Genomic DNA, 26,763 nt, shown 5'->3' with positions numbered 1-26,763 from the left:
TCAGCGTCCCCTCATTCCGTTGTCGAGCAGATCGAAGGCGATCCGCGTGTCTTCCGCGGTGAGCCCCCGTCTGAACGAGAGCTCCTGGAGGGTGGTGACCGTCGCCGCGATCTGTGCCGCCATGAGGTGGGCGGTGGTCTCGTCGGTCTCCCGCATCAGCACGTCGGCCAGCTCGGCGCGCTGCCCCGCGTAGATGCGCTGCACGCCCGCCGTCAGCGTCGCGCTCTCGGTGATGATGCGCACCACGGTCGTCAGCTCCTCGCCGACCGGCTCGACGGGTTTGCCGTAGTGGGCGCGCAGCGCGTCGACGACGGAGACGCCGGGCTCCCGTCCCGCCACGATGCCCGCGAGATCCTCCTTCACCCCGGAGAGGACGAGCGACTCCTTTGTCGGGAAGTACGAGAACAACGTCACCTTCGCCACCTCCGCCGCCTCGGCGATCTCGTTGACGGTGACGTCGTCGAACCCTCTCTCGGCGAACAGACGCAGTGCCGCCTGCGAGATGCGGCACCGCGTCTGTTCCTTCTTGCGCTCTCGAAGTCCGGCCACACTCAAGCCATACCCGGTTTAGTTACGAACCGGGTTCAGCAGTTTTGCGGACCTCGTACCGTGTTCGCCAGTCCGTTGTCGCGCATCGCCGGATCGTTGCCCGAGCAGGTGAGCGGGCCGCCGACGGTGCTGGCGCTGACCAGCGGCCCCGTGCCGCCGGTCAGCGTGACAGGGCCGCCGATCCCGGCCGCCTCCAGGCTCACCTCGCCGCGTACGCCCGACACGCTCACGGGCCCGCCCACCGACACGCCGGTGAGGACGAGCGCGGCGGCCTTGTGCGCGGTGACGGGGCCCTCGACCCTGGCGTCCTTCGCCAGCAGCGTGGCGCCCTGCCGTACCGTGACGGGGCCCGTCACGGTGGCCCCCTCGGTCAGACAGGTGACGCCCTCGTCCACCGTCAGCGGCCCCCTGTGGGTGCCGCTGACGGTCCTGGAACAGGCCTGGTCGGGTACGGCCAGCAGCTCCAGCTCGGCGACGTTCCCCGACGTCGTGAAACGGTAGTGCCCGAACCGTCCCGGCTTGGCGATCTTGAAGGGCCGCGTCTGCTTCTGCCAGGCGAAGCTCTCCTGCCTGCGCTCGTCGATGACGGCCCAGCTCACGCCGTCGTACGAGCCCTCGAGCTTCCACGCAGCCGGGGCCGCCGAGGCTCCCGACGTGAGCGTGTAGAAGGTGACGGGCTCCCTGCCCGCCGCCGCCAGCGTGACGGGCCCGCTGAACACCGCCTCGGTGGCCGAGGTGTCGTCGGACAGCGCGGCGGGACCGCCGGTGACCCGGATGTCGCGCATCGGGCGCGGCGACCGCCCCTCAGGGGTGATCGACTGCAGCGGCGCACCCCACGTGGAGGGCTCGGGCCCCATGTCGAAGTCGAGCACCGCGCCCTTGGCCAGGACGTCGTGCGGCAGCGAGGTGGAGGTCCACGCCGTGCCGTTCACCTTGAGCCCCTGGACGTAGACGTTGCGCGCGCTGTTCTTCGGCGCGTTGACGACCAGGTCCTTCCCGCCTGGCAGGTGCACGGTCGCCTTGGTGAACAGCGGGGAGCCGACCGCGTAGTGCGGGCTGCCCATCTGGAGGGGGTAGAAGCCGAGGGCGCTGAAGAGGTACCAGGCCGACATCTCGCCGTTGTCCTCGTCGCCCGGGTAGCCCTGGCCGATCTCGCTGCCGAGGTAGAGCCGCGAGAGCGCCTCCCTGGCCTTGGCCTGCGCCTTCCACGGCTGGCCCGCGTAGTCGTACATGTAGATGATGTGGTGGGAGGGCTGGTTGCTGTGGCCGTACTGGCCCATCCGCACGTCCCTGGCCTCGCGCATCTCGTGGATGATGCCGCCGTAGGAACCGGGGAACGTCGCCGTCTCGGGGGTGGCGAAGAAGTCGTCGAGCTTCTTGGCCAGGCCCGCGCGCCCGCCGTACAGGGCGGCCAGGCCCACGCCGTCCTGTGGCGCGTGGAAGGCCATGTTCCAGCCGCTGGTCTCGGTGTAGTCGTAGCCCCACACGCGCGGGTCGTACGCCGAGGGGGTCCAGCGCCACTTGCCGGACGAGTCGCGGCCCTGGAAGAAGCCCACCGAGGGGTCGAACATGTTGACGTAGTTGAGCGCCCTGGCGCGGAAGTACTCCGCCTCCTCCGTCCTGCCCAGCGCCTGGGCCATGTTCGCGATGCCGAAGTCGTTGATGTAGCCGTCGACGGCCCACGACATCGCCTCGCCCACCTCGTCCCTGGCGGTGTAGCCGCGGAAGACCGAGGTCTGCATGCCCTTGCGGCCGACCGCGCCGTTGGGCGGCACGACGGTGGCGTTCTTCAGCGCGGCTTCGTAGGCCCCCTGGGCGTCGAAGCCGCGCACACCCTTGACGTAGGCGTCGGCGAAGGCGACGTCGGAGCTGGTGCCGACCATCAGGTCGGCGTAGCCGGGCGAGGACCATCTGGCGATCCAGCCGCCGTCGCGGTACTGCTGGACGAACCCGTCGATCAGCTCGCCCGCCTTGTCGGGAGTGAGCAGCGAGTAGGCGGGCCAGGTGGTCCGGTAGGTGTCCCAGAAGCCGTTGTTGACGTAGATCTTGCCCGGAACGATCTTCGCTCCGGTCTGGGTGGGTGTGTCCGGTCCGCTGCGCGGCGCCACCGGGCTGGCGTAGCGGGCGCCCTCCGGAGTGTCCTCGAAACCCGAGTTCGGGTACAGGAACAGGCGGTAGAGGTTGGAGTAGAGGGTGGTGAGCTGGTCGTCCGTGGCGCCCTCGACCTCGACGACGCCGAGCTTGTCCTCCCAGGCCTTCTTCGCCCTGGCCCTGACCTCCTCGAAGGTGCCCGCCTCCAACTCGAGGTTGCGTTTGGCCTGGGCGACGCCGATGAAGGAGGTGGCGATGCGCATCGTCACCTGCTTGGCGCCGAAGGCGAGATAACCGGTGACGTTGTCGCGCCCCGCCCCGGTCAGCTTGCCCCCGCCGGTCGGTGTCCGGTCGAAGACGGCGTAGACGAACATCCTGGTCGCGCCGGCCGACAGGCCGCTGCGGGTGTCGGTGAACCCGGTGACGACTCCCCCGTCGATCGTGAGGCCGCCGTTGTTGTTGTAGTTGTCGAAGATCAGACTGCCCCGCTCGTCGGGGAAGGTGAAGCGGAACACCGCCGAGTGGTCGGCGGGGGCGATCTCGGTGCGGATGCCGTTGAGCAGGTCGACGGAGTAGTAGTACGGCCTGGCCGTCTCCCTGTCATGGGTGAACTGGGTCGCCCTGGCCACTCTGTCGGGGTTGGGCGTGGCCAGCAGCGACGGCATGACCTGGAAGGACTGCCTGTCGCCCATCCACGGGCTCGGCTCGTGGCTGGCGGCGAAGGCCTGGATGGTCGGGATGTTGTCCGGGTTGCCGTTGCGGTGGTACTCGTACAGCCAGGTGTTGGAGCCCGACCCCGTCATCGGGGTCCAGAAGTTGAAGCCGTGCGGGACGGCCGTCGCGGGGAAGTTGTTGCCGCGAGAGAAGCCGCCGGTCGAGTGGGTGCCCCTGGTCGTGACCACGTGGTCGGCGACGCTCTGCGGGGCCTGCGCCGCGGTGTCGGCCAGCGTGATGTCGTCGACGAAGCCCTTGAACGGCAGCGGCCCCGCGGGCGCGTCGAAGGCGAGAAGGACGCGCTTGACGCGCTTGCCCTTGGCGATCTCGCCGAGCCGTACGCGCTTGTTGTTCCACTGGTCGGCGTAGAGGGTCTTCGACTCCCCCTGGGCGCGTGCCCGCGCCCTGACGCCGTGGTGGTCGCTCGCCTCCAGGTCGCTGAGGTAGGTGCCGTCGGAGAAGGCCAGGTCGACACCGGCGTAGGTGCTGGGGTAGCGCAGGTCCGCCCCGGTGAACTCAGGGAAGATCTTGTAGGTCAGCTCGGTGTCGGCGCCGACGGGGACGTCCACCTCGAAGAGCTTGTTGGTGGAGCGTCCGCCCCGCTCGGTCGTGGTGCTGCCCGAGTAGCGCAGCGCCTTCATGCCGGTGTAGCCGGCGCGCGGCTTGGCGGTGAAACCTCCGCTCGGGCCGCCGCTGACGAGGCTGCGCATGTCGGAGGGCGGCTTGGGCGAGGTGTCGCCGTCCGACAGCTGCAGCTCGGCGAGCTGGACGATGCCGCCGGAGCCGTTGCGCGTGACGTTCAGCCGGTAGTACAGGTAAGCGCCCGGCGTGGCGACGTCGAACTCGCGGGTCTTCAGCCTGCCGTCGAACACCTGGCCCGAGCGGGTGTCGACCGCGGTCCACGTCTGGCCGTCGGGTGAGCCTTCGAGCGCCCAGTCGCGCGGGTCGCGCTCAGGGGCGTCGTTGGCGGAGGCCAGCGCGTACCGGGCGACCCTGATGGGCTTGGACAGCTTGGCCGACACCCAGCCGGTGCCGGCGAACACCAGCCACTTGGTGTTGACGTCGCCGTCGAAGAGGTTCTCCTTCACCTCTCCCGCCTCGGCGAACTCCCCGCTGGCCGCCACCTCGACGACCTCGTCGGTGACGTTGCCCGGGATGCCGCCAGTGGTGGAGCCGGTGACGCCTTCGGCTCCCTTGCCTTCGTCGACCGTGTTGACCCAGGTCGGCTGGGCCTGGCCGGGCTCGAAGGAGGTGTGGAAGAGCGCGCCTGCGGGGGCGAGGTCCACCTTCGCCCTGCGGGCCGAAGGGGACGGGGTGACGTCGGGGGACGGGGTGACGTCGGGAGGTGGAGGGGGCGGGGTCGGGGTGGCGGACGGCGCGTCCGAGGGGAGTGGTGAGGGTGGCGGATCGGCCAGCGCCACCCCTGGTAACGCCAGGAACAGCGCGCTCGCCAACGCGGCCAGATGTGCTCTCCGCATGCCGGGACCTCCGAGGAAGCTGACAACGTTGTCACCGAAGATCCTTCGTGTAGACAACGTTGTCAACGCCCGGCCGGATCACCTTTTGATGAAGGCGCCGTGAGCTTGACGAAGGCGGGCGGTGAGCGCCTACATGCGGACGACGACGGTGTTGGAGACGCGGTCGTGAACGCCGCGCTGGTCCCTGTCGAAGATCACCGCCGGGACGGCGAGGCACAGCAGGATCGTGCGGACCAGCACAGGGAACCACCTCGGCCGGCCGCCGTCCATCGCGGCGACCCGGATGCCCAACAGGCGGTGCCCGAAGGTCTGCCCGAGGAACCCGACGAGCAGCAGGTACTGCACCGCGAAGATCGCCACCGGCACCCACGGGGACTCGGCGGGGTTGATCCTGAGCAGCGCCTGCGCGATCGCCCACGTGCAGATCAGCCAGTCGATGACCAGCGCGCCGATCCTGCGTCCGAACCTGGCGACCGAGCCGCTGCCCTCCTCGGGCAGGCCGAGGCGCTCACCGGGGTAGCCGAGATCCACACCGGCCGACCTCACCCCGCCCAACCAGGTCTGGGTCCAGCGGGGCCGCTGCTCCTTGCTGCTCATACCCCAACGGTATCCGGCGGGGCCGCCGGTCCGTATCATGCGTCGACCCTCCTCGAAAGGCGCGATCACTGCATGTCTCCGGACGACTTCTTCACTCAGGTGGAACCCAGGCGGCGCCCACGCCGCCGCAAGCTCGCCGTGGCCGGCATCACCGTCGTGGTGATCGCGGGCGCCGCCGGCCTGGTCTCGGCGAAAGACCAGGTGCGCGAGCTGATGGCGACCGTCGAGAGCGCGTTACCCGGGATCGGCCCCGTGCCCGAGGAGACTGAGGCGGTGGACGCGAGACCCGAGGAGCTGGGCCCCTTCGAGGACTCCAGGGCCGAGAACTACGCCAACGGCGCGGCGGGCCTGGTCATGCCGCCCGCCAAGGCCATGTACGGCCTGTCGAAGAAGGACGTGGCCGCCGCCCTCAAGCGGGTCAAGCAGCTCATGATCGCTTCGCACCTCGACAGGACGACCGTTCTCGGCGGCAGGCCCAAAGCCTTCATCGATCTTCTCGTGCCGGAGGAACGCGCCTGGTTCAGGAAGAATCTCGACCGGAAGTCGGGATTCACAGCGAAGGACGACTTCAACACCAGGGCGTGGGTGCACAGCTTCGCGCCCAAGACCGCCGAGCTGGCCACCGACGTCGTCAAGGTGAACGGCGAAACCACGCTCGCCCGTCACCCGGACGGGATGAAGGTCACGGTCAACTACCTCTTCGTCTACGCCATCCAGCGTCCGGGCCAGCCGCGGACCAGGCACCGCGTGGTGGCCCACCATCTCGGAGAGGTGCACGTCTCCAAACAGGGGGGCGAGCTGGTCGCCTGGGTCTACGACTGGAACACCGGGAGCGTCACCCCGGCCAGGTGCGACATCGACGACGGCTTCACCCACCCGATCTATCCCGACTCGCCGCACGACGAGGTGGCGGCCAAGGCCACCGAACAGGCGGGCGATCCCTACCGCCTGGACGCGGGCACGAGCGAGAACTGCACCATCTCGGAGGAGACGTGAGCCCCCCTTAACACATGCGAAACAATCGGGACACGACCCGGAAACGGCCGACCCCTAAGGTCGGCCTGATAGCCCATGCCCCGGGAGGTTCGAGAGTGTTTAACTCCGCCGACGACGTTCTGAAGTTCATTGGGGACGAAGGGGTGCAGTTCGTCGATGTCAGGTTCACCGACCTGCCGGGGACGACGCACCATTTCACCTTTCCCGTAGAGAATTTCGGCGCCAGCGTTTTCTCCGACGGCCTCATGTTCGACGGCTCGTCTATCCGCGGTTTCCAGGCCATCCACGAGTCGGACATGCTCCTGCTGCCCGACCCCTCCAGCGCGGTGCTCGACCCCTTCCGTCAGCACAAGACGCTCAACATCAACTTCTTTGTGCACGACCCGCTGACCGGTGAGGCCTACAGCCGCGACCCTCGCAACGTCGCCCGCAAGGCCGAGGAGTACCTCAAGGGCACCGGCATCGCCGACACGGTGTACTTCGGGCCCGAGGCCGAGTTCTACATCTTCGACGACGTGCGCTTCGAGACCAACCAGCACTCGAGCTACTACTACGTCGACTCCATCGAGGGCGCCTGGAACACCGGCAAGGCGGCCGAGGGCGGCAACCTCGGATACAAGCCCCGCTACAAGGGCGGCTACTTCCCCGTCCCGCCGATGGACCACTTCACCGACCTGCGTTCGGAGATGGTCCGCAACCTCATCGAGTGCGGCATCGACGTCGAGATGCAGCACCACGAGGTCGGCACCGCGGGTCAGGCCGAGATCGACTTCAAGTTCGGCACGCTCCTGAAGACGGCCGACAATCTCATGCTCTACAAGTACGTCATCAAGAGCACGGCGCTGGAGTACGGCCACACGGTCACCTTCATGCCCAAGCCGATCTTCGGTGACAACGGCTCCGGCATGCACTGCCACCAGTCGCTGTGGAAGGACGGCTCGCCGCTCTTCTACGACGAGGTCGGCTACGCGGGCCTGTCCGACACCGCCCGCTACTACATCGGCGGCCTGCTCAAGCACGCGCCGTCGCTGCTGGCCTTCACCAACCCGACGGTCAACTCCTACCACCGGCTCGTGCCCGGCTACGAGGCGCCCGTCAACCTGGTCTACTCCCAGCGCAACCGCTCGGCGTGCGTGCGCATCCCGATCACCGGGTCCAACCCGAAGGCCAAGCGCATCGAGTTCCGGGTGCCCGACCCTTCGTGCAACCCGTACTTCGCGTTCGCGGCGATGCTGATGGCGGGCATCGACGGCATCCGCAACAAGATCGAGCCGCCGGAGCCGGTCGACAAGGACCTGTACGAGCTTCCCCCCGAGGAGGCGCGTCAGGTCCCGCAGGTGCCGGGCTCGCTGTCGGAGGTGCTCGACGCGCTCGAGGCCGACCACGACTACCTGCTCGAGGGCGGCGTGTTCACGCCCGACCTGATCGAGACGTGGGTCGCCTACAAGCGTGAGAACGAGGTCGACCCGATCAGGCTGCGCCCGCACCCGCACGAGTTCGAGATGTACTACGACGTCTAGCCGGTCGCCGCGCGGCGCCCTGCGTGGCCGCCGCGCGGCTCCCGTCCGGTTCCGCGCCTGTCCCTTCCGAGCGACGAGCACCGTGGCGCCGCACGTCGAGTCGAGAGCCCGTGGCGAGGTCCCGTGCCTTGCCGCGGGCTTTCCGCTTGGCAGGTTCCAGGTGTCCGGAACCCGGACCGCACGCGCCACCGTCACGACGCGCCGTCGCCCCGTGCCCGAGTGACCGCCCTGGCGACGGCACGCGGCGCGGTCGGACGACGTCGGCGATGCGCAGCAGGGCCAGGCCCCTGCGGACCGCCATCGGGTTCTGGGGCCCGGGGAGGAGCGCGCCCGCCTCGCCGTGTGTGAGGCGGGCGCGGGGCTGGTCAGCGGCAGGACTCGCCGTACTTGACCACGCCGAGCGACACGGGCCCTTCCAGGGGCCTGTCGGCTGCCGGCGTCTGGGTGCACACGCGCCACGCGATGTCCCAGAAGACGATGCGGTTCTGGCCGGTGGCGTCCTTGATCCTGAGCGTGGTGCTCCGGGGCAGCGTCTGGCGGGCCACCCGGACGCTCTTGCCTTTCAGGTCCGGCATGAACCCGGGCCTGGCCGGCGTGGGCGCGCCGACGGGACAGCTCTCGCTCACCTTCACCACCGCCAGCTCCACCCGTTCCTGCCTCAGCACGGCTCCGGCCGCCGGCTTCTGGGCGCACACCTTCCAGTCGCGGCGCAGGACCACCACGCGTCCGCGCCCGCTGACGTCAGTGGTCCTGACGCGCTCGTATCCCGCGTCCCTGAGCGACCCGAGCGCGGGAACCAGCGCCTGGCCCTTCACATCGGGCACCGGCGCCAGGACGCTCGACATCATGACGATTCCGGCGATCATCCACATGAGGACTCCTCCCTGAGAAACGTGGGGGGAGTGGGGTGATCTTACTTCGCGGAGCGCAGGCCGGTGATGCGGCGCAGGACGTCCCACCAGAAGGGCGCGCCGAACAGCAGCGCCACATACGTGGCCAGGAAGCCGGGCCAGTGGCTGAGCGTGGTCAGCCGGGCCCACCACGCGCCGCCGTTCCAGGAGACCGACGGATCGCCGTCCTCGGGGATGACGACGCTGACGATCGCGTGGTCGAAGACCTTGACCAGGGCGGGTGAGCTGAGAGTCTCCGTGACGCACCGGTAGGGATTGCCGGGCGTGTCGCACTCCTGCTTCAGCGGCTCGATCTGCTCCGAACCGCTGCCCGCGATCGCCGACACGGCCGAGCGGTAGGCGTTGTCACGCAGCAGTGTCTTGGCGTATTCCAGGCCGTCCATGCTGAACAGCAGCACGATCAGGAGCCCGAGCACGCCGACGACCCACTTGACGTAGCGCTTGTACAGCATGGTCAGGCGCTGCATCTCGGAGTCGAACCAGGTCTCGACGCCCTGCCTGAAGCGGTCCATGTCACGCTGGGCGCCCTCCCACAGACCCTGCAGGTGACCGTGGAGCGGACTGCCGATGCCCTTGAGCTTGACCAGCAGCCCCTCGACGCCGTCCTTCTCCGCCGAGGCCATCTCCATCATCGCCACGGCGAAGCGCTCAGGGGGGATGTTGGCGATGCTGGTCCTGCCGGTCTTGGGATGGTCGATCTCGCGGACCCGCTGGTAGAACAGCGCGGTCATCGCCTCCTTCGAGGCGCTCTCCGCCGTGGGCATCGGCGCGACCTCGGACGGCGCCGGCAGCTGGCTGTGCTCGGGCCGCGGGTCGTGCGTGAACGGCAGCTTCGCGAAGACGTCGGCCACCTTGTTGGGCAGCCACGCCCTGCCGGAGGAGTCGGCGCCGTCCATGGTGTCCCTGAGATAGGCCCACAGGAACTTGCTGCGGATCGACAGCAGCCTGACGAATCCCTCGTTCAGGCCGCTGACCAGCAGCGACAGCAGCAGGAAGCACATCACGAGGCCGAGTGCGAGATCGACGTAAAGAGACAGCAAAGCGATCACCCCACGCCGTGATACACGCCAGGCCCGCCGCACGCAATGCGTTCGCCGATTTAGGTGGGCGTCAGTAGAAGACGCGCTCCACCACCTGGCGGGCGCGCCGGGTCACCCTGCGGTAGTCGTTGACGAAGTCCTGCGAACCGTCGGGCGGGTAGCCGAGCGTCCTGGCGATCAGGCGCCGCTCGTGCGTGTCGGCCGGCACCATGTCGCCCGCCCTGCCCTTCACCAGCATGATCGCGTCGCGGATGCGGGAGGCGAACCGCCAGCCCTCGGCCAGCACCTCGGCGTCGGCCTGGTCGAGCAGCCCCGCGGAGACGGCGGCGCGCAGCGCCTCGAGCGTCCTGGTCGTCCGCAGCCCGGGCTCCGCGGCGGCGTGCTGGAGCTGCAGCAGCTGGGCCACCCACTCCACGTCCGCCAGCCCACCCCTGCCGAGCTTGGTGTGCAGGGCGGGGTCGGCCCCCCGCGGCAGCCGTTCGGCCTCCATGCGCGCCTTCAGCCTGCGGATCTCCCGCACCGCCTCCTGCGACAGGCCGTCACGCGGGTAGCGCAGATCGTCGATCACCTCGACGAACGCCTCGCCGAGCCCGGCGTCGCCGGCGCAGAAGCGGGCGCGCAGCAGCGCCTGCGACTCCCACGGCGAGGACCAGCGGGCGTAGTAGGCGCGGTAGGACGCCAGGGTGCGCACCAGCGGGCCCTGCCTGCCCTCGGGGCGCAGGTCGGGGTCGATCAGCAGCGGCGGATCGGGGGCGGGCAGCGCCAGCAGCCGCCGCAGCTCGTTGGCCACGGCGAAGCCTGCCTCCGGGCGTTCGCAGACGAACATCACGTCGGCGTCGCTGGCGTAGGAGCACTCCATGCCGCCCAGCCTGCCCATGGCGATGACGGCGAACGCCCCTGGCGGCTCGCCCCTGCTCTCCAGCCCCACCTTGGCGAGCGCGGTGTCGAGCGCGGCCTGGATCGTCACGTCGTTCAGCTCCGACAGCGCCACGCCCACCTGCTCGATGTCCGACAGGCCCGACAGGTCGGCGACCGCCGTACGGAACAGCTCCCTGCGGCGCAGCCCCCGCACGGAGGCGACGGCGGCCTCGGCACCGGCCTGCCGGGAGACCGCCGCGGCCGCCTCCGCGTGCAGCGCCGCCACCGGCCTCGGCTCCAGCTCGGAGTCGGAGCCGAGCATGGCGACGGCCTCGGGGGCGCGGGTGAGCAGGTCGGTGGCGTAACGGCTGGTGCCCAGGACCCGCGCCATGCGGGCCGCCACCGCCGTCTCGTCGCGCAACAGCCTCAGGTACCACGGCGTGGTGCCGAGCTGGTCGCTGACCTGGCGGAAGCCGAGCAGCCCCGCATCGGGATCGGGCGTGTCGGCGAACCAGTCCAGCATCACCGGCAGCAGCGTCCGCTGGATGGCCGCGCGCCTGGACACGCCCGTGGTGAGCGCGGCGATGTGGCGCAGCGCGCCCGAGGGGTCACGGTAGCCGAGCGCCTGGAGCCGGGCGGTCGCGGCGGCGGTCGACAGGCGCGCCTCGGCGTCGGGAAGCCTGGCCACGGCCTGCAGCAGCGGCCGGTAGAACAGCTTCTCGTGCAGCCGCCGCGCCTCCATCGCATGCTTCTTCCACTGCCTGGTGAACTCCGCCGCGGGGTCGGGGCCCAGCTTGAGCGCCCTGCCGAGCCTGCGCAGGTCGTCGGTGCCCGACGGCACGACATGCGTACGGCGCAGCCGGTGCAGCTGCAGCAGGTGCTCCACCTGGCGCAGGAAGGTGTACGCCTCGGCCAGGCCCCTGGCGTCGTCCCTGCCGACGTATCCACCGCGCGAGAGGGCGGCCAACGCGGGCAGCGTGGCCCTGCGGCGCAGCATCGGGTCGAGCCGCCCGTGCACGAGTTGCAGCAGCTGCACCGCGAACTCGATGTCGCGCAGGCCGCCAGGACCGAGTTTGAGCTGCCGCTCCCCGTCCTCGCGCGCGTTCGCCTCGACGCGGCGGCGCATCGCCTGGACGTCCTCCACGAAGTTCTCCCTCGCGGCGGCTTGCCAGACCATCTCGTCGACCGCCGAGACGTAGTCCGCGCCGAGCGCGGCGTCACCGGCGACCGGCCTGGCCTTGAGCAGCGCCTGGAACTCCCAGGTCTTGGCCCAGCGCTGGTAGTAGGCCACGTGGCTGGCCAGCGTGCGCACCAACGGGCCCGAACGGCCCTCCGGGCGCAGGCCCGCGTCGACCTCCCACAGGTCGGCGCAGGCGCGCATCATCGCCTGGGCCAGGCGCGTGGCGGTCCGCAGGGCCTTGGTCTCGTCGGCGCCTTCGACGGGCTCGGCCACGAAGATGACGTCGACGTCGCTGATGTAGTTGAGTTCGCGGGCGCCGCACTTGCCCATGCCGATGACGGCCAGCCGTACGTCGTCGGCGGGCACCTCCGCCCGCGCGACGGCCAGGGCCGCCTCCAACGCGGCTCCCGCCAGGTCGGACAGTTCGGCGGTGACCTCGGCGAAGGAGGCCGCGCCTGTGATGTCGCGGGCGGCCAGGAGTATGAGCCGCCGCCGGTAGGCGGACTTCAACCCCTCGGGGTCGTCGTCCGCCGCGAGGGCCAGGCCCGCCGCATCCCCGGCCGGGGCCGCCTCTCCCCTGCTCAGGGTGGCTTCGGCCGGGGCCGCCTCGCCTCCGCCGGAGTGGAGCCCAGCCGAGTCCGCGCCGGGGGCCGGCTCGGCCGGAGCCCGGTCTCCCCCGCCGGGCCCGGGCCCGGTGGCCGTGTCCCCGGGCGCGGGCTGGACCGAGTGTCGCGCGGCCGGTGAGGGTGCGGCGAACCGCAGTTCGGCAGGCGGGGTCGCGGCGGACCGGGGTGCGTCGGGAGGACGCGCGTCGGCCCGAGGACCTGCGGGAGCGGGCGCGGCGGCCTGGGGCTCGGCGTCGGACCCAGGGGTGGCGGACGCGGGTGCGACGGCCTGAGGCTCGCCGTCGGACCCGGGGGTGATGGACGCAGACGCGGCGGCCAGAGGTCCTGCGTCTGACTGGGACGTCGCGGACGCGGGCGCGGCAGCCTGAGGCTCGGCTTCGCGCCCGGGGGTGGTGGGTGTGGCGGGGGGCGGGAGGCTGGGGAGGGGTTCGCTCGCGGGTGATCCCGGGTCGCCGGCGCGGGGCGCCTGAGCGAACGGGTCGGCGGCGACGGCGCGAAGGAGCGTGGCGCGCAGTTCGCCCTCGCCCGGTCTGGCGAGGGCGGCTTCTCCCGCCAGCGACCGCCAGTGGCCGGGATGGGTGATCACATGCTCGCCCAGCGCCGCGCTCACCCCGAGCACGCCGAGCAGGCGTGCGCGCAGCCCCTCGTCGGAGCGCAGCAGGTCCAGGACCGACGGGTCCCGCTCGACCAGTCTGGTCAGCGACAGCAGGGCCAGGTCGGGATCGGCGACGGCCGCGAAGGCGTCGAGCAGCCAGGCCGCGTCGATCTCCGCGACCAGGCGTTCGGCGCGAGCCGGGTCGGCGAAGCCGAGCTTGGCCAGGCGGGCGGCGATGGACTCGATCCTCGGCACCTTCTCATCTTGTCAGGTATGCGTATAGTGAAAACTGCAACGCAACGTTGCGTTGCTATGAGAGAGGAGACGTCATGGCAGCTTGGGGTTTGCTCGCCGCATGGGCGCTGCACGACGCCGAGGAACTGGCCACGATGGCCGGGTGGGCCCGCAGGGCGCGGCCGCGGCTGGCCCAACGCTTTCCCTGGGTGCCCGATCGGGTCTGGGATGCGATGGACGTCGACCAACGGCACGTCAACGTCGCCATCGGGCTCATGGGCGGGGTGGTGGCGGCCGCCGCGGCCAGCGGCCCGCGCAGCGGCTTCTACCGGGCGGCGCTGGCCGCGTTCGGGGCGCACGGGGTCGTGCACCTGGCGCAGGCCGCCGTGGTGCGCGGCTACACACCGGGCGTGGTCACCGCGCCGCTCGTGGTCATCCCCTACTCGGTGTGGGCGTGGCGGCGGCTGGAGGACAAGCGGCTGTCCTCATCGAGCTGGCTGCTCCTGCCGCTGGCCCTCGGCGGCGTCCACGCCGCCGCCCACATCCTCACGACACGGCGGGATCAGATCGCCCCACGGGACCCTTCGACGCCGCACGACCGCACGTCCGTTGCCGAAGGCACGTCCCCTCCCCAGCCCGCTTCGCCGCGCCCCCGTGCCCGTGCGGCGGCACGCCGGCTCACGACTCCCGGGGACGGCGTGCTGGGCCGCCTGCTCACGAGGCGGCACGACCGCTGGTTCTGACCACCTCGCCGAACGCCGCGGCGAGCGGCCGCCACGCGGCGACCAGGTCCTCCTCCGCCCTCTTCACCTCGACGACCAGGTCTTCAGGCGGATTCCAGCCCGCGAAGATCTCGGGGGTGGCCTCGGGGTGGAACTGGATCGCCCACGCCCGCTCGCCGAGACGGTAGGCCTGGTTGGGGTACTGCTCGCCGGTGGCCAGGCGTACCGCTCCGTCGGGCAGGGCGGTCATGGCGTCCTGGTGGTACTGCACGGCCACGGCCGTGTCCAGGCCGCCGAGCAGCGCGTCCCCCGCCGCCTCCGGCAGCGCCGCCACCTCGCGCGCGCCCACCTCGAGCCCGTCGCCGCCGCGTTCCACCGTGCCGCCGCACGCGATGGTCATGAGCTGGGCTCCCAGACAGATGCCCAGCGTTGGCGTGCCGTCCGCCACGCTGACCCGCAGCAGCTCGCGAGTGGCGGGCAGCCAGGGGTAGCCCTCGTCGTCCCACGCCGAGGCCTCGCCGCCGAGCACGATCAGCCCGTCCTCGGCGCGCGAGGGCACGTCCTCACCCAGATAAGGCCGGACGACGTTGACGTCGACGCCGAGCCAGTCCTCGAAAAACCCCAGGCCGGCTCCGGCCTCGTGCTCGATCACGGTGATGCGCATATGCGCAATTATCCGGCCTTTGTCTATCCGACCCTCACGGAAATGGGCGTTTCGGGTTCGTCCAGGTACTCGGACAGGCCGGGAAGTGTCGGCTTGGGCCGCCTCGGCTCCCTGACACCACCCTCGCCTCCCGGCGGCTCGTCGGGAAGGTCATCGGACCAGTGCGGCTCTCCGGGGCCGAACCCCGGCATCCAGGCGGGCGCGCCGCTGGTCAGCGCGCGACGCCGGCGTGAGCGCTTGCTCATCGCTGACACCCTTCGTGGGGGAACTTCAGTGTCGCCCGACCACCCCAAGAACGCCAGATCGAACCTTATTGCGGCCTTATGCATCAAAAGCCACAGAGATCACGATGACGGAGAAGGCGGATGGCGACGGCACTGATCGACGGGGACCCGCAACGGCTCGGCGACTACTGGCTCGCCGCCAGGCTCGGCGCGGGCGGCCAGGGCGTGGTCTACGAGGCGTACACGGAGGACGGCCGCAGGGTCGCCGTCAAGGTGCTGCACGGCGACCAGGTCGCCCAGCTCGGCAGGGAGGCCGCGGCCGCCCAGCGGGTCGCCTCGTTCTGCACGGCCAAGGTGATCGCCGCCGAACTGAGGGGCCCGCGGCCGTACATCGTCAGCGAGTACGTGGAGGGGCCGAGCCTGCGCAGGGCCGTCGCGGACGGCCGCAGGTTCGGCGGCGGCGACCTGGTCAGGCTGGCCACCGCGGTGGCGACCGCGCTGACCGCGATCCACGAGGCGGGGGTGGTCCACAGGGATCTCAAGCCCGACAACGTGCTGCTCGGCCCCGACGGGCCGCGTGTGATCGACTTCGGCATCGCCAGGACGGAGGAGATGTCGCTCACCGAGACCGGCCTGGTCAAGGGGACGCCGAGCTACATGGCGCCCGAGGTGTTCACGGGACAGCGGGCGAGCGCCGCCGCCGACGTGTTCGCGTGGGGCGCGATCACGCTGTACGCCGCGACGGGCGCCGACCCCTTCGAGGCCGACAGCCTGGGCGGGATCATGCACAGGGTGCTGTCGGCCAACCCCGACCTCACCGTCCTGCCCGAGCAACTGCGCCCGCTGGTCGACGCCGCGCTCAGCAAGGAGCCCGCGCAGCGGCCTGACTCGCGCAGGCTCCTGCTCGCGCTGGTGAGCGGAGACGCGCGGCTCGGCACCGCCGGGCTTCTCGCCAGGGGCGGGCGTGAGGCGGCGCTGATGAGCGTCACCGCCGACGATCCTGCGCTCGGCACGCTGGCAGAGGAGGCCTACGCGCTGCTCGGCGCCATGGAGAAGGAGCTGGCGCCCGAGGTGTTCCTGCGCCTGGTGACCGTCGACGAGCGCGGCGAGCTCTCGGTACGGCACGCCGCGGCGGCCGAACTGATCGAGGGCAGGCCCCTGCCCGAGGTCGCGGCGATCACCAAGATCCTCAAGGTGTTCGGTTACCTGCTGGGCAGGGACGGCGAGGAGATCTGGCTGGCCCGTCCCGCGCTGCCCCAGGCGTGGCCGAGGTACCGCAGGTGGATCGACACCAACAGGGACGGCCTGGCCGTACATCGGCAGATCCTGCTCGCGGCCCGGCAGTGGGACGTCAGCGGCCGCAAGGACGGCGACCTGTTCCACGGCTCCAGCCTGGAGAACGCGCTGCAGTGGGCGGCCACGGCGCGCAGGAACATCACGCTCTCCCCCGCCGAGCGCGACTTCCTCGAGGCGGCGGCGGGGGTGACCAGGCGCAGGGCGAGGAGGAACAGGCTCGTCTCGCTCAGCCTGGGCGGCCTGCTGGTGATCTCGCTGGTGGCCGGGGGCCTGGCCGTCCAGCAGAGCATGGTCGCCGACAACCGGGCCGCGGAGATCGGCAGGCAGCTGGAGCGCTCCGAGGCCACGAGGCTGACGGCGCTGGCCGCCTCGACGCGGGGCACGGATCCGAGGCTGGCGATGCGGCTCAGCGCGGCGGCGTGGAGCCTGGACCACACCCCGCAGACCAGGGCGGGACTGGTGGCCTCTCTGGCGCAGCGCGAGTCGGCGATGTTCAGGGATCCCGCCACGAGCGGCGACACGATCAGAAAGCTGTTGCCCGACGGCAGGACGTTGCTGAGCGTCAGCGAGAACGCGGCTCGGCTGTGGGACGTCCGGACGGGAAAGCGCACAGGAGGCATCCCCGACCTCGGGCTCGGATCGCAGCGAATCGCGGACGCCGCGCTGTCGCCTTCGGGCCGGACGCTGGCGGTCGTCACCGACAAGGGCATGAGGGCATGGGACCTGCGCGACGGCGGCCTCATCAGGGAGCGGACCTTCGATCGAGCTCTCGACCTGGTCAACGGCAGAGCCGACCTCTTCTACACCGACGAGCGCGGTCCCGGCCTGTCCGTCAGCGAGCGACCCGACGTGCGATGGGACCTCGAGACCGGAGCCACGACTCGGGCCGTCCCCCACTTCGTGCTCGACGCCAAGGGCGAGTGGAGGACGACCGACGACACCAGGGTGTTGCGCCTGACCAACTCCAGGACCAAGGCCGAGGTCGAGCTCGGCGTGCGGGACGGCGCGGGCGAGAACGGGGTCTGGAACCAGGGCTCGGTGGCGATCAGCGCGGACGGCCGGTTCGCCGCCTCCGCCGCCGCCAAGCAGATCCAGATCTGGCGCATGGGCGACTCGGGGCTGCTCGCCACCATGCCCGTGCGGGGCGACTCGGACGAGTTCGACCTCCCGCAGGGCTTCTTCGACGGCCGTACTTATCGCTATCTCGTCGACGACAGGGTCTTCTCCATGGATCTGTCCGACCTGGCCTGGCGGGACGGGGACAGCACGTACTCGGACTTGGCGACGCTCTCCCCGGGCGGCCACCATCTGGTGACCGCCGACGACAGCGGGGCCATGAAGCTGCGCCAGGCACGCGGAGGCAAGGACCTCGGCTCGCTGCCCTCCGTCGAAGGCCTCGCTTTCAGCGGTGACGGCAAGCGGCTGGCCCTCTTCCTCCGCCGCAAGGTCGCGATCGTGGACGTGGGCTCGCGGGCCACTCTCGCCGAGCTACGGCTGGCCGCGGGCGACATGGAGCCGGTGCGGGCCGTCTTCAGCCGTGACGGAGCGCGGCTGGCCATCGTGTTGCGCAGTCCCGACGACGGCAGGCCCGACCTCCGCCACGCCGCCCAGGTCTGGGACTGGCAGCGCGGACGACGGCTGTGGAGCGGCGACCAGGCCGAGACCAACGACGCCGCGCTCTCGCCCGACGGCCGCACGCTCGCCCTGAGCGGCCCACGCCAGTCGCTGCTCGACGCGGCGACGGGCAAGCCCCTGGGGGCTCCGTTCGGAGGGGAAGGCATGCGGGTGTTCTTCACCCGCTCGGGCAGGCAGTTGGCCGTGCTCGACTCGCGCGGGCGGCTGACGCTCTGGGACGCGGCCACCAGGCGCCGGCTCAACCCCGTCACCAGGGGCGCCCAGGGCAACTCCGCCGACTACGCCACCGCCTACTCCCCCACCGAGGACGTCGTCGCGGTCGGCGGCAAGGGCAGGGTGCTGCTGTTCGACCCGGTCAAGGGGGTGAGCCTCGGAACCTACCCCGACGCGGGCGGGGCCGAGTTCGCCGGCGGCGGGTGGATCAAGTCAGTGGCCTTCACCACCGACGGTTCGTCGCTGCTCACCATGGACGGCAAGGCGGTGGTGCGCGAACAACCGGTGGCTCCCGCCAAGGTGCTGGCCGCCGTCTGCGCCCGCGCGGGAGGAACGCTCACCGAGGCGCAGTGGCGGACGTACGTGCCCGCCCTGCCGTACAGGAAGGTCTGCCCCTAAGATCGCGCGCATGAGGGAAGAAGAGGTCGAAGGCCTGCGGATCGCCACCTTCGGGACGGGTCCCAGGCTGATCGTCGCCGTCCACGGGATCACCGCCTCACTCATGGCGTGGGCGGCGGTGGCGCGCAGGCTGCCCCCGGAGTGGTCGCTCGTGGCGATGGACCTGCGGGGCCGCGGTCACAGCCGTGACCTGCCCGGCCCCTACGGCCTGCCCAGGCACGCCGACGACGTGTTGCGCGTGGCCGAGCACGTCGGGGCGGGACCCGACGCGGTGCTCACCGGTCACTCGATGGGCGCCTACGTGGCGGTCCTGGCGGCGGCTCGGCGCCCCTTCGACAGGGTGGTGCTGGTGGACGGCGGGCTGCCGTTCCCTTCGCCCGCGCCGGACGCCGACGTGGACGCGGAGATCGAGGCCACGCTGGGACCCGCGATCGCCAGGCTGAGCCGGACTTTCGCGACGCCCGAGGAGTACGTCGCCTTCTTCAGGGCGCACCCCGCCTTCGTGGGGCAGTGGACGGCCGAGGTGGAGGAGTACGTCAGGTACGACCTCATGGGGCCCTCGGGCGCGCTTCGCTCGCGGGCGGTGGGCGAGGCGGTGCGCGAGGACGGCAGGTGGTTGTGGGTCAACGGCGAGAACGTCGGGGCGTCGCTGGCCGCCATCGAGGCGCCGACGACCGTGCTGCGGGCGCCGCGCGGCCTGCTCAACCAGGACGTGGGGATGCTGCCCGACGAACTGGCCGCGACATGGACGGCGCGGGTGCCGGGGCTGCGCGACGAGCTGGTGCCCGACTGCAACCACTACACGATCCTGTTCGACGACCGGTGCGCGTCGCTGGTCGCCGACCGTCTGACCCGGTAGACGCGTCAGGGGTGGCCCGGCCGGGCCACCCCTGACGTCATGCGTTCCTAGCGTGGAGCGATCCAGGTCGCCCTGGCCGCGGCCACCAGCGTCCCGTCCACCTCGTAGATGGCGCTCTCGCCGAAGAGCTTGCGGCCCTCGCGGCCGGTGGCCTTGGCCACGACCGAGTACGTGCCGCCCGGGTAGACGCGGCGGTCGACCTGCAGGGTCAGCCGGCCGAGCAGGGCGGACTCGCCGGGCGCGAAGTGGGCCCAGCCGGTCACGCAGTCGAGCACCGCGCCGACGACGGCGACGGGCACGGCGCCGTCCTCGTCGGTCACCGTGAACGGCACGCGCCACCCCGCCGCGACGACGTCGGCGCCGTCGACAGGACCGGGGAAGACCCGCAGGCCGTCGCCCGGCTCGCGCAGGCCGCAGGCGAAGCACTCGGGGAAGGCGTGGCCCTTCCAGCCGGGGAATCCGGCCTCGGCGCGGGCGGCCTCGTTGAACGGCACGAAGCCGGGCCCGGTGAGGTGCTCGGCGACCGGGATGGCCTCGACGAGCAGCTTGCCGTCCTGGGAGAGGGACGCGGAGTTGGCCACGTGCTCCAGCCGGAGCTCGGTCTCGAGCGGGGTGGGTGCATGAAGGGTGACCTCCACGGCCGATTCGAGACCGTTGAGCGCCTCGGCCACGGTGCCGGAGATCCAGCCGCCGTTGGCGATCTCCGCCGGGCCGCGGAAGCGCTCGGGGACGGTCAACACGGTCTGCAGGGCAGCCGTCGTCATGCCACACCCTCCAATATGTCTGGAAACGCGATTTAGAACGGACCGATTTTACCCGAATGTCCCATAACCAAGAGAACCAGGGGGTGATGTCGGGGTCGCTAAGCACGTGTAACGCGCCAATGTCCGTCAAGCTTCCCATGGAATCGGCAAAAGCACTGACTTGTCCGTAAGATGCTGCCCCTTGACACGGATGTGACTTGGGGGTCAGAAGTGACTGTGCTGAGCCGTCGGAACCTGCTCAAGGCGGGCGCCGCCACCGTAGCGTTGGGGCTGCAGCCCGCGAGAGCCGAGGCGGCCCTGCTGGCCAGCGGGGTCGTCCCGACTCAGCTGGCCAGCTTCGACAAGACCGTGCAGAAGTACATGACCGAGCGGAACATCAGCTGCGGCCAGCTCGCCGTCGCCAGGAACGGCAAGCTGCTGGTCGCCCGCGGCTACGGCGTCTACCGCCCGAACACCACCACCACGCTCGCCCGCGTGCAGCCGACCTCGCTGTTCCGCATCGCGAGCCTGAGCAAGAGCATCACCTCGGCGGCGATCCTGCGCCTGGCCCAGGACGGCAAGCTCAGCCTGACCTCCCCCATCACCACGCTCCTCGGCCTTTCGGCCACCGCCGACCCCCGCCTCGAGAAGGTCACCCTGTGGCGGCTCATGCAGCACACGGGCGGCTGGGACAGGAACGTCAGCAAGGACCCGCTGTGGCTCGACGCCACGATCTCCGCCTCGCTCGACGCGCCGCTGCCGGTCAGCCACGCCGACATCGTGAAATACGTCACGGCCAAGCCGCTCGACTTCGAACCGGGCAGCAAGATGTCCTACAGCAACTACGGCTACATGCTGCTGGGCCGGGTCATCGAGAAGGTCTCGGGGCAGAGCTACGAGTCCTACGTGAAGTCGAAGCTGCTGGCGCCGCTCGGCATCGACAGGATGGGGCTCGGCGAGAGCCTGCGCGCGGACATGTCGCCCAGCGAGGTCGAGTACAACTCCAAGTACACCAACAAGAGCGTGGTCGACACCTCGGGTGAGGTCGTGCCGTACCCGTACGGCGGGTTCAACATGCCCAACCAGGACGCCAACGGGGGCTGGCTGGCCTCGGCCGTCGACACCGTCCGGTGGGCCGGCGCCTTCGACAAGGCGGGCACCGTCCTGAACGCCACCTCCATCTCCCGCGCGTTCGCCAAGCCGGAGATCGGCGTGAGCGGCGACGGCTGGTGGTACGGCTGCGGCTGGTACGTCAGGACCGCGGGCAGCGGCCTCAACACCTGGCACACGGGTTCGATGCCGGGCACGTTCACGCTGCTCGTGCGCACCTCGGCAGGGGTGACGTGGTGCGTGCAGTTCAACAGGCGGGAGGAGGAGGGCTCCCCCGACTTCGACGTGATCGACCGGCTGATGTGGCAGGCGCACGACGCGGTCACCTCGTGGCCTACCACCGACCTCTACCCGAAGTACCTCTGACCCGCCTGGCCGCCGGGCTCACGCCCTGGGCTCAACGCTCGGCGGCCAGTTTCACACCCAGCCCGATGAAGACGCCTCCGGTGGCGAGGTCGAGGCGCCGCCGTACGGCCTGCCTGCGGCGCAGCCACGCGCCGATCCGCCCGGCCATCACGCCGACCGTGCCGTCGACGAGGAACTCCAGCGCGATCATGATGGCACCGAGGATCGCGAACTGCAGCCACACCTGACCCAGCTGCGGGTTGATGAACTGCGGCAGGAAGGCGATCGTGAAGGTGACCATCTTCGGGTTCAGCAGGTTGGTCACCAGGCCGTTGAGGAAGGCCCTGCGCCCCGACATGCCCACGCCGATGAGCGGTGACTCGTCCTGGTTCTTCCTGCTCTGCCTGATGGCCTGCACGCCGAGGTAGATCAGGTAGGCGGCGCCCACGATCCGCACGACGGTGAAGGCGACCGGCACGGCGGCGAACAGCGCGGCCAGACCTGCGGCCGCCACGGCGACGTGGACCGCCTCGCTGGTCGCGACGCCCGCCGTGGCGAGCAGGCCGGCGCGCGGCCCGCCCCGCATCCCGCAACCCAGCACGAACAGCATGTCAGGCCCTGGGGTGATCATGGCGACGATCGTGGTCAGGGTGAACACCACGAGCAACTGATGGTCGATGGGCATGACGCGATAGTGCCACAGGTCGTGAATTCTTCACTGGCCGCGCCCCCTTCCCCCTCCGACGATCGAGGACATGACGAACCTCGAAAGCCCGCCGACACGCCAGGTCATCCCGGCTCGCCCCGCCGACTTCCTCGTGTTCCTCGCGATCGCCTTCGGCGGCGCCTGGCTGGCCGCGATCCCCCTCTGGAGCGCGCTCCCGAACGCCCCTGGCTCCGCCCTCCAGACCACGCTGGCGGGCATGCAACTCTCGCCCGCCCTCGGGGTCCTCGCCGTCTGGCTGCTGCGCAGGGACAACGCCAGGGCGTGGGCCCGCGACACCGGCCTGACGTTCGGTGGCAGGCCGGGGCGCGCGCTCGGCGTCACCGCGCTCACCTGGCTCGCCGTCCCCGTGGCCGTGGCGGTCACGATCGCGATCAGCGCGGCGGCCGGCCTCTTCCCCGTCGACCTGGCGGGCCTGTCGGGCTACCGCCAGGTCTTCCCCGGGGCCACGCACGCCTTCGCCGCCACCGGGCTGGCCATCGCGATCGTCGTCTACCCCGTCCTGTACGCCATCGGCGCGTTCGGCGAGGAATGGGGATGGCGCGGCTGGCTCCTGCCCCGCCTGATGCCGCTCGGCCGGACCAAGGCGCTGCTGCTGTCCGGCGTGATCTGGGGCGTGTGGCACGCCCCGCTCACCCTGGCCGGCTACCACTACCCGGGCCTCGGCTGGTGGGGCGTGCCGCTGTTCACCGCCGCCTGCGTGGCCACCGGGTCCGTGCTGGGCCTGCTCCGCCTCCGTACGGCCAGCGTCTGGCCCGCCGTGATCGGGCACGCCGCGATCAACGGCACGATGCCCGCGCTCTACCTCGTGGCCTCCGACGCCCGCCATCCCGCCGACCCGGTCCTCGGCGGAGTGTTCGGCGTCGTCGGCTGGCTGGTGTTCGGCGCCATCGCCCTGCTGCTCGCCAGAAGCTCGCCCGGCCGGTCCACAGCCGGCATGGCGGCCACCCGCCCAGCAGTGCGGAGATGAGCACGATGCTCGTGGAGAGGGTGGCGGCTTGCTCGCCCGCGGCAGGTCCAACAGCGAGATCTAAGCGGAACTGGTGCTGGGCGAGAACACGGTGAGGTCGCACGTCCGGGCCAGCCTGCAGAAGCGGGACCTGCGTGACCGCGTGCACGTGGTGATCTACGCCTACGAGAACGGGCTCGTCGCTCGCCACGAATTCCATCCTGACGGGCGGTACCGGGTTCACCCCTTCGGGTGAGGCCGGACCGATTCCGCCCGGCCTAGGTTCGAGATTGTGCGTTTCCTACGTCTCATACTTCTCAGCGTCGTCATGCTCGTCGGCTGGACAGCCCCGGCCTATGCCGGTGACCAGGAGCTGATCGACGACTACCGCTCCGTCTACGGCACGCCGGGCGTCGCAGCTGCCGTGATCGACGGGTCGTCCGTCGAGACGATCGTCCACGACCGGGATGGGGACGACAACGCGGTGACGCCCCGGACGCCGTTCCGTATCGCGTCCTTGAGCAAGTCGATGACGGCGACGGCGATCATGCTGCTGACGGACCGATTCTCCATGGACGACCCGGTCGTCAAGGTTCTCCCCGAGTTCAAGATGGCCGATCCGCGTACACCAAGATCACCGTCCGCTCATCGAGCTAGATCCTCGCGCCCGCACGAAACGAGGTCATCATGACTGCGTCCCCCACGCGCTCCAGTTCTGCCAGATCAACTATCAGCGATGTCACGTGGTTTTTCGCGATCGCCGTCCTGCTGTGTTTCGCGCTGTCCGTTCCGATGGTCTTCCGGCTCGTCCCGACGGACTTCTACAACCTGATCACTCCGATCCTGCAACTGACCCCGCTGCTCGCAGCGATCATCATGTGGCTCGCCCGACGACCCGGAACGTTCCGAGAGACGTTCGCCACCAGGTGGCGCGGCACACCCAAGTGGGCCGGCATCGGCATCGGCCTCATCGCCGCGATCGCCGCGATCCAAACCGCCATCGCACTGGCATTGGGGATCTGGCAGCTCAACCCGCTTGACCAGATCTTCACGGCGACCATGTGGATCGTTCCGGTCTTCCTCATGCAGTCGGTCTTCGCCATCGGCGAAGAGTTCGGCTGGCGCGGCTGGCTGGCGACGCGCGCCGCGTCATGGGGATTCTGGCCGCTGGCCCTTGTCAGCGGTCTGGTCTGGATCGTCTGGCACCTACCGGTCCTCGCCGTCATCGGTGATCGACCACCCTGGGACATCGTTGTCTACTACGCGGGCATGCTGCCATGGGCGCCGCTGTTGCTCGCACTTCGCCGGCAGTCGGGGAGTGTCTGGCCCGCGGTTCTGACGCACGGAGCGATCAACAGCGTCCGGGTGTACCTGCTGCAATCCGTCCCCAACGCAACGGATCACCTGCTCATCGAAGTGATCGGCTGGGTGCTCACGCTCGCCGCTGCCGTGTGGCTGATGCGCCCGAGCCGGGCGCAGCTCGTCCGCGGGTCTATTGAAGGTTAGGTTGATTCCTTGCTCGAGTTTGGCCGTTATCCCGTTGCGTAAGCACAAGCCAGAGCCTCGTCCTCGATTTTCGCGAGGTCGGGCTGCGCGTGCCGGGTCGCGGAAAATCGTGAGGCGATGACCTGGCGGCGGAGCAGGGCGAGCATGTCGTCGAAGCTGGGCCGGCTCTTGGTGCGATACCAGGGAGCGCGTCGGCGGTGCTCGGCGACGACGTCGGCGGCGAGCGGATGGCGGCCAGTTCGGCGACCTGCCCCAGCCTGTCCCCTTTGGTCCGGGGCCTGCCCCGCCGCTTGATGCCATCGGCAGGTGCGGGCGGCAGCTCGTACAGCACGGGGGCGTGAGTGCCCTGGATGTGCCCTGATCATGATCAGAACCGCAAGATGCCCTGCCACTGAGCGACTCCCGATCACCACGGGGCTCTCAGCAGCAGGGCATCTTGGCTGGTCAGAGGACGGGCAGGTAGCGGCCCAGCTCGAACTCGGTGACCTGGCGGCGGAAGTCGCGCCACTCGGAGCGCTTGTTGCGCAGGAAGTAGTCGAAGACGTGCTCGCCCAGCGTCTCGGCGACCAGCTCGCTCCGCTCCATCACCGAGATGGCCTCGTCGAGCGACTGCGGTAGCGGCTGGATGCCGAGCGCGCGCCGTTCGGCGCTGGTCAGTGCCCAGACGTTGTCCTCGGCGGGCGCGGGGAGCTCGTATCCCTCCTCGATGCCCTTCAGCCCTGCCGCCAGGATGAGCGCGAAGGCGAGGTACGGGTTGCAGGCCGAGTCGAGCGAGCGGAATTCGATGCGGGTGGAGCCGCCCTTGTGCGGCTTGTACATCGGCACGCGCACCAGCGCCGACCGGTTGTTGTGGCCCCAGCAGATGTAGGAGGGCGCCTCGCCGCCCTGACCGGCGATGGCCTCGGCCCCGCCCCAGAGGCGCTTGTAGGAGTTGACCCACTGGTTGGTGACCGCGGTGATCTCGGCGGCGTGCTTGAGCAGCCCCGCGATGAACGACCGGCCGATCTTGGAGAGCTGGTAGTCGGCACCGGCCTCGTAGAAGGCGTTGCGGTCGCCCTCGAACAGCGACATGTGGGTGTGCATGCCGGAACCGGGGTGCTCGGTGAACGGCTTGGGCATGAACGAGGCCCAGATGCCCTGCTCCAGCGCGACCTCCTTCATGACCAGGCGGAAGGTCATGATGTTGTCGGCGGTGGTGAGGGCGTCGGCGTAACGCAGGTCGATCTCCTGCTGGCCGGGGGCGCCCTCGTGGTGGCTGAACTCCACCGAGATGCCCATCGACTCCAGCATCATGATCGCCTGGCGGCGGAAGTCGTGCCCGGCGCTGTGCGGGGTGTGGTCGAAGTAGCCGCCCGAGTCGATCGGTTCGGGCCTGGGGCCGTCCGCCTCGGGCCGGTTCTTCAGCAGGAAGAACTCGATCTCCGGATGGGTGTAGAAGGTGAAGCCCATGTCCGCGCACTTGGCGAGGGCGCGCTTGAGCACCCACCGGGGGTCGGCGTGGGAGGGCGAGCCGTCCGGCATGAGGATGTCGCAGAAGATGCGGGCCGCGCCCGGCACCTCGCTGCGCCACGGCAGGATCTGGAAGGTGCCGGGGTCGGGCTTGGCGAGCATGTCACTCTCGTAGACGCGCGCGAAGCCCTCGATCGCCGAGCCGTCGAACCCGATGCCCTCGGCGAAGGCGCCTTCCAGTTCGGCCGGCGCGATGGCGACGGACTTGAGGAAACCGAGCACGTCAGTGAACCAGAGCCGGATGAACCGGATGTCGCGCTCCTCGAGTGTGCGGAGAACGAACTCCTGCTGACGGTCCAAGGCGTCCCCTTGACTGAAAAGACATGTCTGGTCCCCTACAGTCTGCCTGTTTCGTGTTTCGAGTACGTTACGGAACGTCGCGCGGCGGCGTCACCAGGGCGGCCGCTCCGCGGGCCGGCGGCGCCGTCGCCCAAGAAACGGCCAAGGGTCAGGCAGAACGCCTGGGAGCGAACCAA

The 26,763-nt window shown here is 70.3% G+C and carries 21 protein-coding genes; 10 read left to right on the top strand and 11 right to left on the bottom strand.

All coding sequences use genetic code 11. The annotated features are described in order from the left end of the window. The 3 genes from AC3EO4_RS00920 to AC3EO4_RS00910 form a co-directional block, all read right to left on the bottom strand. Positions 1-549: a TetR family transcriptional regulator gene (locus tag AC3EO4_RS00920; protein WP_431892936.1), complete on the bottom strand. Its 549-nt coding sequence runs from the start codon at positions 547-549 to the stop codon at positions 1-3. A 35-nt stretch (positions 550-584) separates the two neighbouring features. Further along, the gene (locus tag AC3EO4_RS00915) at positions 585-4,832 is read right to left on the bottom strand and encodes a GH92 family glycosyl hydrolase (protein WP_431892934.1); all 4,248 of its coding nucleotides are present in this window, start codon (positions 4,830-4,832) and stop codon (positions 585-587) included. A 129-nt stretch (positions 4,833-4,961) separates the two neighbouring features. Further along, positions 4,962-5,429, bottom strand: coding sequence for an RDD family protein (locus AC3EO4_RS00910; RefSeq protein WP_379579721.1), 468 nt, complete (start codon positions 5,427-5,429; stop codon positions 4,962-4,964). Positions 5,430-5,501: 72 nt separating this feature from the next. Here AC3EO4_RS00910 and AC3EO4_RS00905 point away from each other — a divergent pair, with 72 nt between their 5' ends. Both AC3EO4_RS00905 and glnA (AC3EO4_RS00900) read left to right on the top strand, forming a co-directional pair. Next, positions 5,502-6,425, top strand: a complete 924-nt coding sequence (locus AC3EO4_RS00905; RefSeq protein ID WP_431892932.1) for a hypothetical protein — start codon at positions 5,502-5,504, stop codon at positions 6,423-6,425. Between the two features lie 95 nt (positions 6,426-6,520). Then, positions 6,521-7,945, top strand: a complete 1,425-nt coding sequence (glnA, locus tag AC3EO4_RS00900; RefSeq protein WP_379579725.1) for a type I glutamate--ammonia ligase — start codon at positions 6,521-6,523, stop codon at positions 7,943-7,945. A 365-nt stretch (positions 7,946-8,310) separates the two neighbouring features. Here the strand turns inward: glnA (AC3EO4_RS00900) and AC3EO4_RS00895 are convergent, their stop codons facing one another. The 3 genes from AC3EO4_RS00895 to AC3EO4_RS00885 all read right to left on the bottom strand — a co-directional run bounded on the left by AC3EO4_RS00895 (position 8,311) and on the right by AC3EO4_RS00885 (position 13,410). Next, on the bottom strand, positions 8,311-8,811 hold the full coding sequence (locus AC3EO4_RS00895; protein WP_431892928.1) for a hypothetical protein: 501 nt from the start codon (positions 8,809-8,811) through the stop codon (positions 8,311-8,313). Between the two features lie 47 nt (positions 8,812-8,858). Then, positions 8,859-9,905: a hypothetical protein gene (locus AC3EO4_RS00890; RefSeq protein WP_379579729.1), complete on the bottom strand. Its 1,047-nt coding sequence runs from the start codon at positions 9,903-9,905 to the stop codon at positions 8,859-8,861. 61 nt (positions 9,906-9,966) lie between these two features. Next, positions 9,967-13,410 (bottom strand): bifunctional [glutamine synthetase] adenylyltransferase/[glutamine synthetase]-adenylyl-L-tyrosine phosphorylase, encoded by a 3,444-nt coding sequence (locus AC3EO4_RS00885; RefSeq protein ID WP_431892925.1) that lies wholly within the window; start codon positions 13,408-13,410, stop codon positions 9,967-9,969. A gap of 74 nt (positions 13,411-13,484) precedes the next feature. On the opposite strand from AC3EO4_RS00885, the gene AC3EO4_RS00880 reads away from it, so the two are divergent. Further along, positions 13,485-14,132: an HXXEE domain-containing protein gene (locus tag AC3EO4_RS00880; RefSeq protein ID WP_431892923.1), complete on the top strand. Its 648-nt coding sequence runs from the start codon at positions 13,485-13,487 to the stop codon at positions 14,130-14,132. On the opposite strand, the gene AC3EO4_RS00875 is transcribed toward AC3EO4_RS00880, so the two are convergent. Both AC3EO4_RS00875 and AC3EO4_RS00870 read right to left on the bottom strand, forming a co-directional pair. Beyond that, on the bottom strand, positions 14,104-14,775 hold the full coding sequence (locus AC3EO4_RS00875; protein ID WP_379579735.1) for a type 1 glutamine amidotransferase: 672 nt from the start codon (positions 14,773-14,775) through the stop codon (positions 14,104-14,106). The genes AC3EO4_RS00880 and AC3EO4_RS00875 overlap by 29 nt on opposite strands. A 23-nt stretch (positions 14,776-14,798) precedes the next feature. Next, positions 14,799-15,020 carry a hypothetical protein gene (locus tag AC3EO4_RS00870; RefSeq protein WP_379579737.1) on the bottom strand — a complete coding sequence of 74 codons (222 nt, stop codon included), beginning with the start codon at positions 15,018-15,020 and terminating at the stop codon, positions 14,799-14,801. Positions 15,021-15,140: 120 nt separating this feature from the next. Here AC3EO4_RS00870 and AC3EO4_RS00865 point away from each other — a divergent pair, with 120 nt between their 5' ends. Both AC3EO4_RS00865 and AC3EO4_RS00860 read left to right on the top strand, forming a co-directional pair. Next, a complete protein-coding gene (locus tag AC3EO4_RS00865) occupies positions 15,141-18,542 on the top strand; it encodes a serine/threonine-protein kinase (protein ID WP_431892920.1) in 3,402 nt (1,133 codons plus the stop codon). 10 nt (positions 18,543-18,552) lie between these two features. After that, positions 18,553-19,401 (top strand): alpha/beta fold hydrolase, encoded by an 849-nt coding sequence (locus AC3EO4_RS00860; protein WP_431892918.1) that lies wholly within the window; start codon positions 18,553-18,555, stop codon positions 19,399-19,401. Positions 19,402-19,448: 47 nt separating this feature from the next. Here the strand turns inward: AC3EO4_RS00860 and AC3EO4_RS00855 are convergent, their stop codons facing one another. Next, positions 19,449-20,165 carry a hypothetical protein gene (locus tag AC3EO4_RS00855; RefSeq protein ID WP_379579743.1) on the bottom strand — a complete coding sequence of 239 codons (717 nt, stop codon included), beginning with the start codon at positions 20,163-20,165 and terminating at the stop codon, positions 19,449-19,451. Positions 20,166-20,381: 216 nt separating this feature from the next. Here AC3EO4_RS00855 and AC3EO4_RS00850 point away from each other — a divergent pair, with 216 nt between their 5' ends. Then, entirely contained in the window at positions 20,382-21,620 is a 1,239-nt protein-coding gene (locus tag AC3EO4_RS00850) for a serine hydrolase domain-containing protein (RefSeq protein WP_431892916.1), read from the top strand. 31 nt (positions 21,621-21,651) lie between these two features. On the opposite strand, the gene AC3EO4_RS00845 is transcribed toward AC3EO4_RS00850, so the two are convergent. Further along, on the bottom strand, positions 21,652-22,284 hold the full coding sequence (locus AC3EO4_RS00845) for a LysE family translocator (RefSeq protein WP_379579747.1): 633 nt from the start codon (positions 22,282-22,284) through the stop codon (positions 21,652-21,654). 70 nt (positions 22,285-22,354) lie between these two features. Here AC3EO4_RS00845 and AC3EO4_RS00840 point away from each other — a divergent pair, with 70 nt between their 5' ends. The 4 genes from AC3EO4_RS00840 to AC3EO4_RS00825 all read left to right on the top strand — a co-directional run bounded on the left by AC3EO4_RS00840 (position 22,355) and on the right by AC3EO4_RS00825 (position 24,778). Further along, positions 22,355-23,293: a CPBP family intramembrane glutamic endopeptidase gene (locus AC3EO4_RS00840; RefSeq protein WP_431892913.1), complete on the top strand. Its 939-nt coding sequence runs from the start codon at positions 22,355-22,357 to the stop codon at positions 23,291-23,293. Positions 23,294-23,384: 91 nt separating this feature from the next. Beyond that, the gene (locus tag AC3EO4_RS00835; protein WP_379579750.1) at positions 23,385-23,528 is read left to right on the top strand and encodes a helix-turn-helix domain-containing protein; all 144 of its coding nucleotides are present in this window, start codon (positions 23,385-23,387) and stop codon (positions 23,526-23,528) included. 72 nt (positions 23,529-23,600) lie between these two features. Then, entirely contained in the window at positions 23,601-23,963 is a 363-nt protein-coding gene (locus tag AC3EO4_RS00830) for a serine hydrolase (RefSeq protein WP_431892911.1), read from the top strand. Then, positions 23,960-24,778 carry a CPBP family glutamic-type intramembrane protease gene (locus AC3EO4_RS00825; RefSeq protein ID WP_431892909.1) on the top strand — a complete coding sequence of 273 codons (819 nt, stop codon included), beginning with the start codon at positions 23,960-23,962 and terminating at the stop codon, positions 24,776-24,778. The genes AC3EO4_RS00830 and AC3EO4_RS00825 overlap by 4 nt, the downstream gene beginning before the upstream one ends. A gap of 444 nt (positions 24,779-25,222) precedes the next feature. On the opposite strand, the gene glnA (AC3EO4_RS00820) is transcribed toward AC3EO4_RS00825, so the two are convergent. Continuing rightward, positions 25,223-26,587 (bottom strand): type I glutamate--ammonia ligase, encoded by a 1,365-nt coding sequence (gene glnA / locus AC3EO4_RS00820; protein ID WP_379579756.1) that lies wholly within the window; start codon positions 26,585-26,587, stop codon positions 25,223-25,225. Positions 26,588-26,763 lie beyond the last annotated feature (176 nt).

The organism is Nonomuraea sp. bgisy101 (assembly GCF_057708945.1).
Note: the sequence above shows the minus strand (reverse complement) of the source record. Positions and strands in the feature narration are given on the sequence as shown.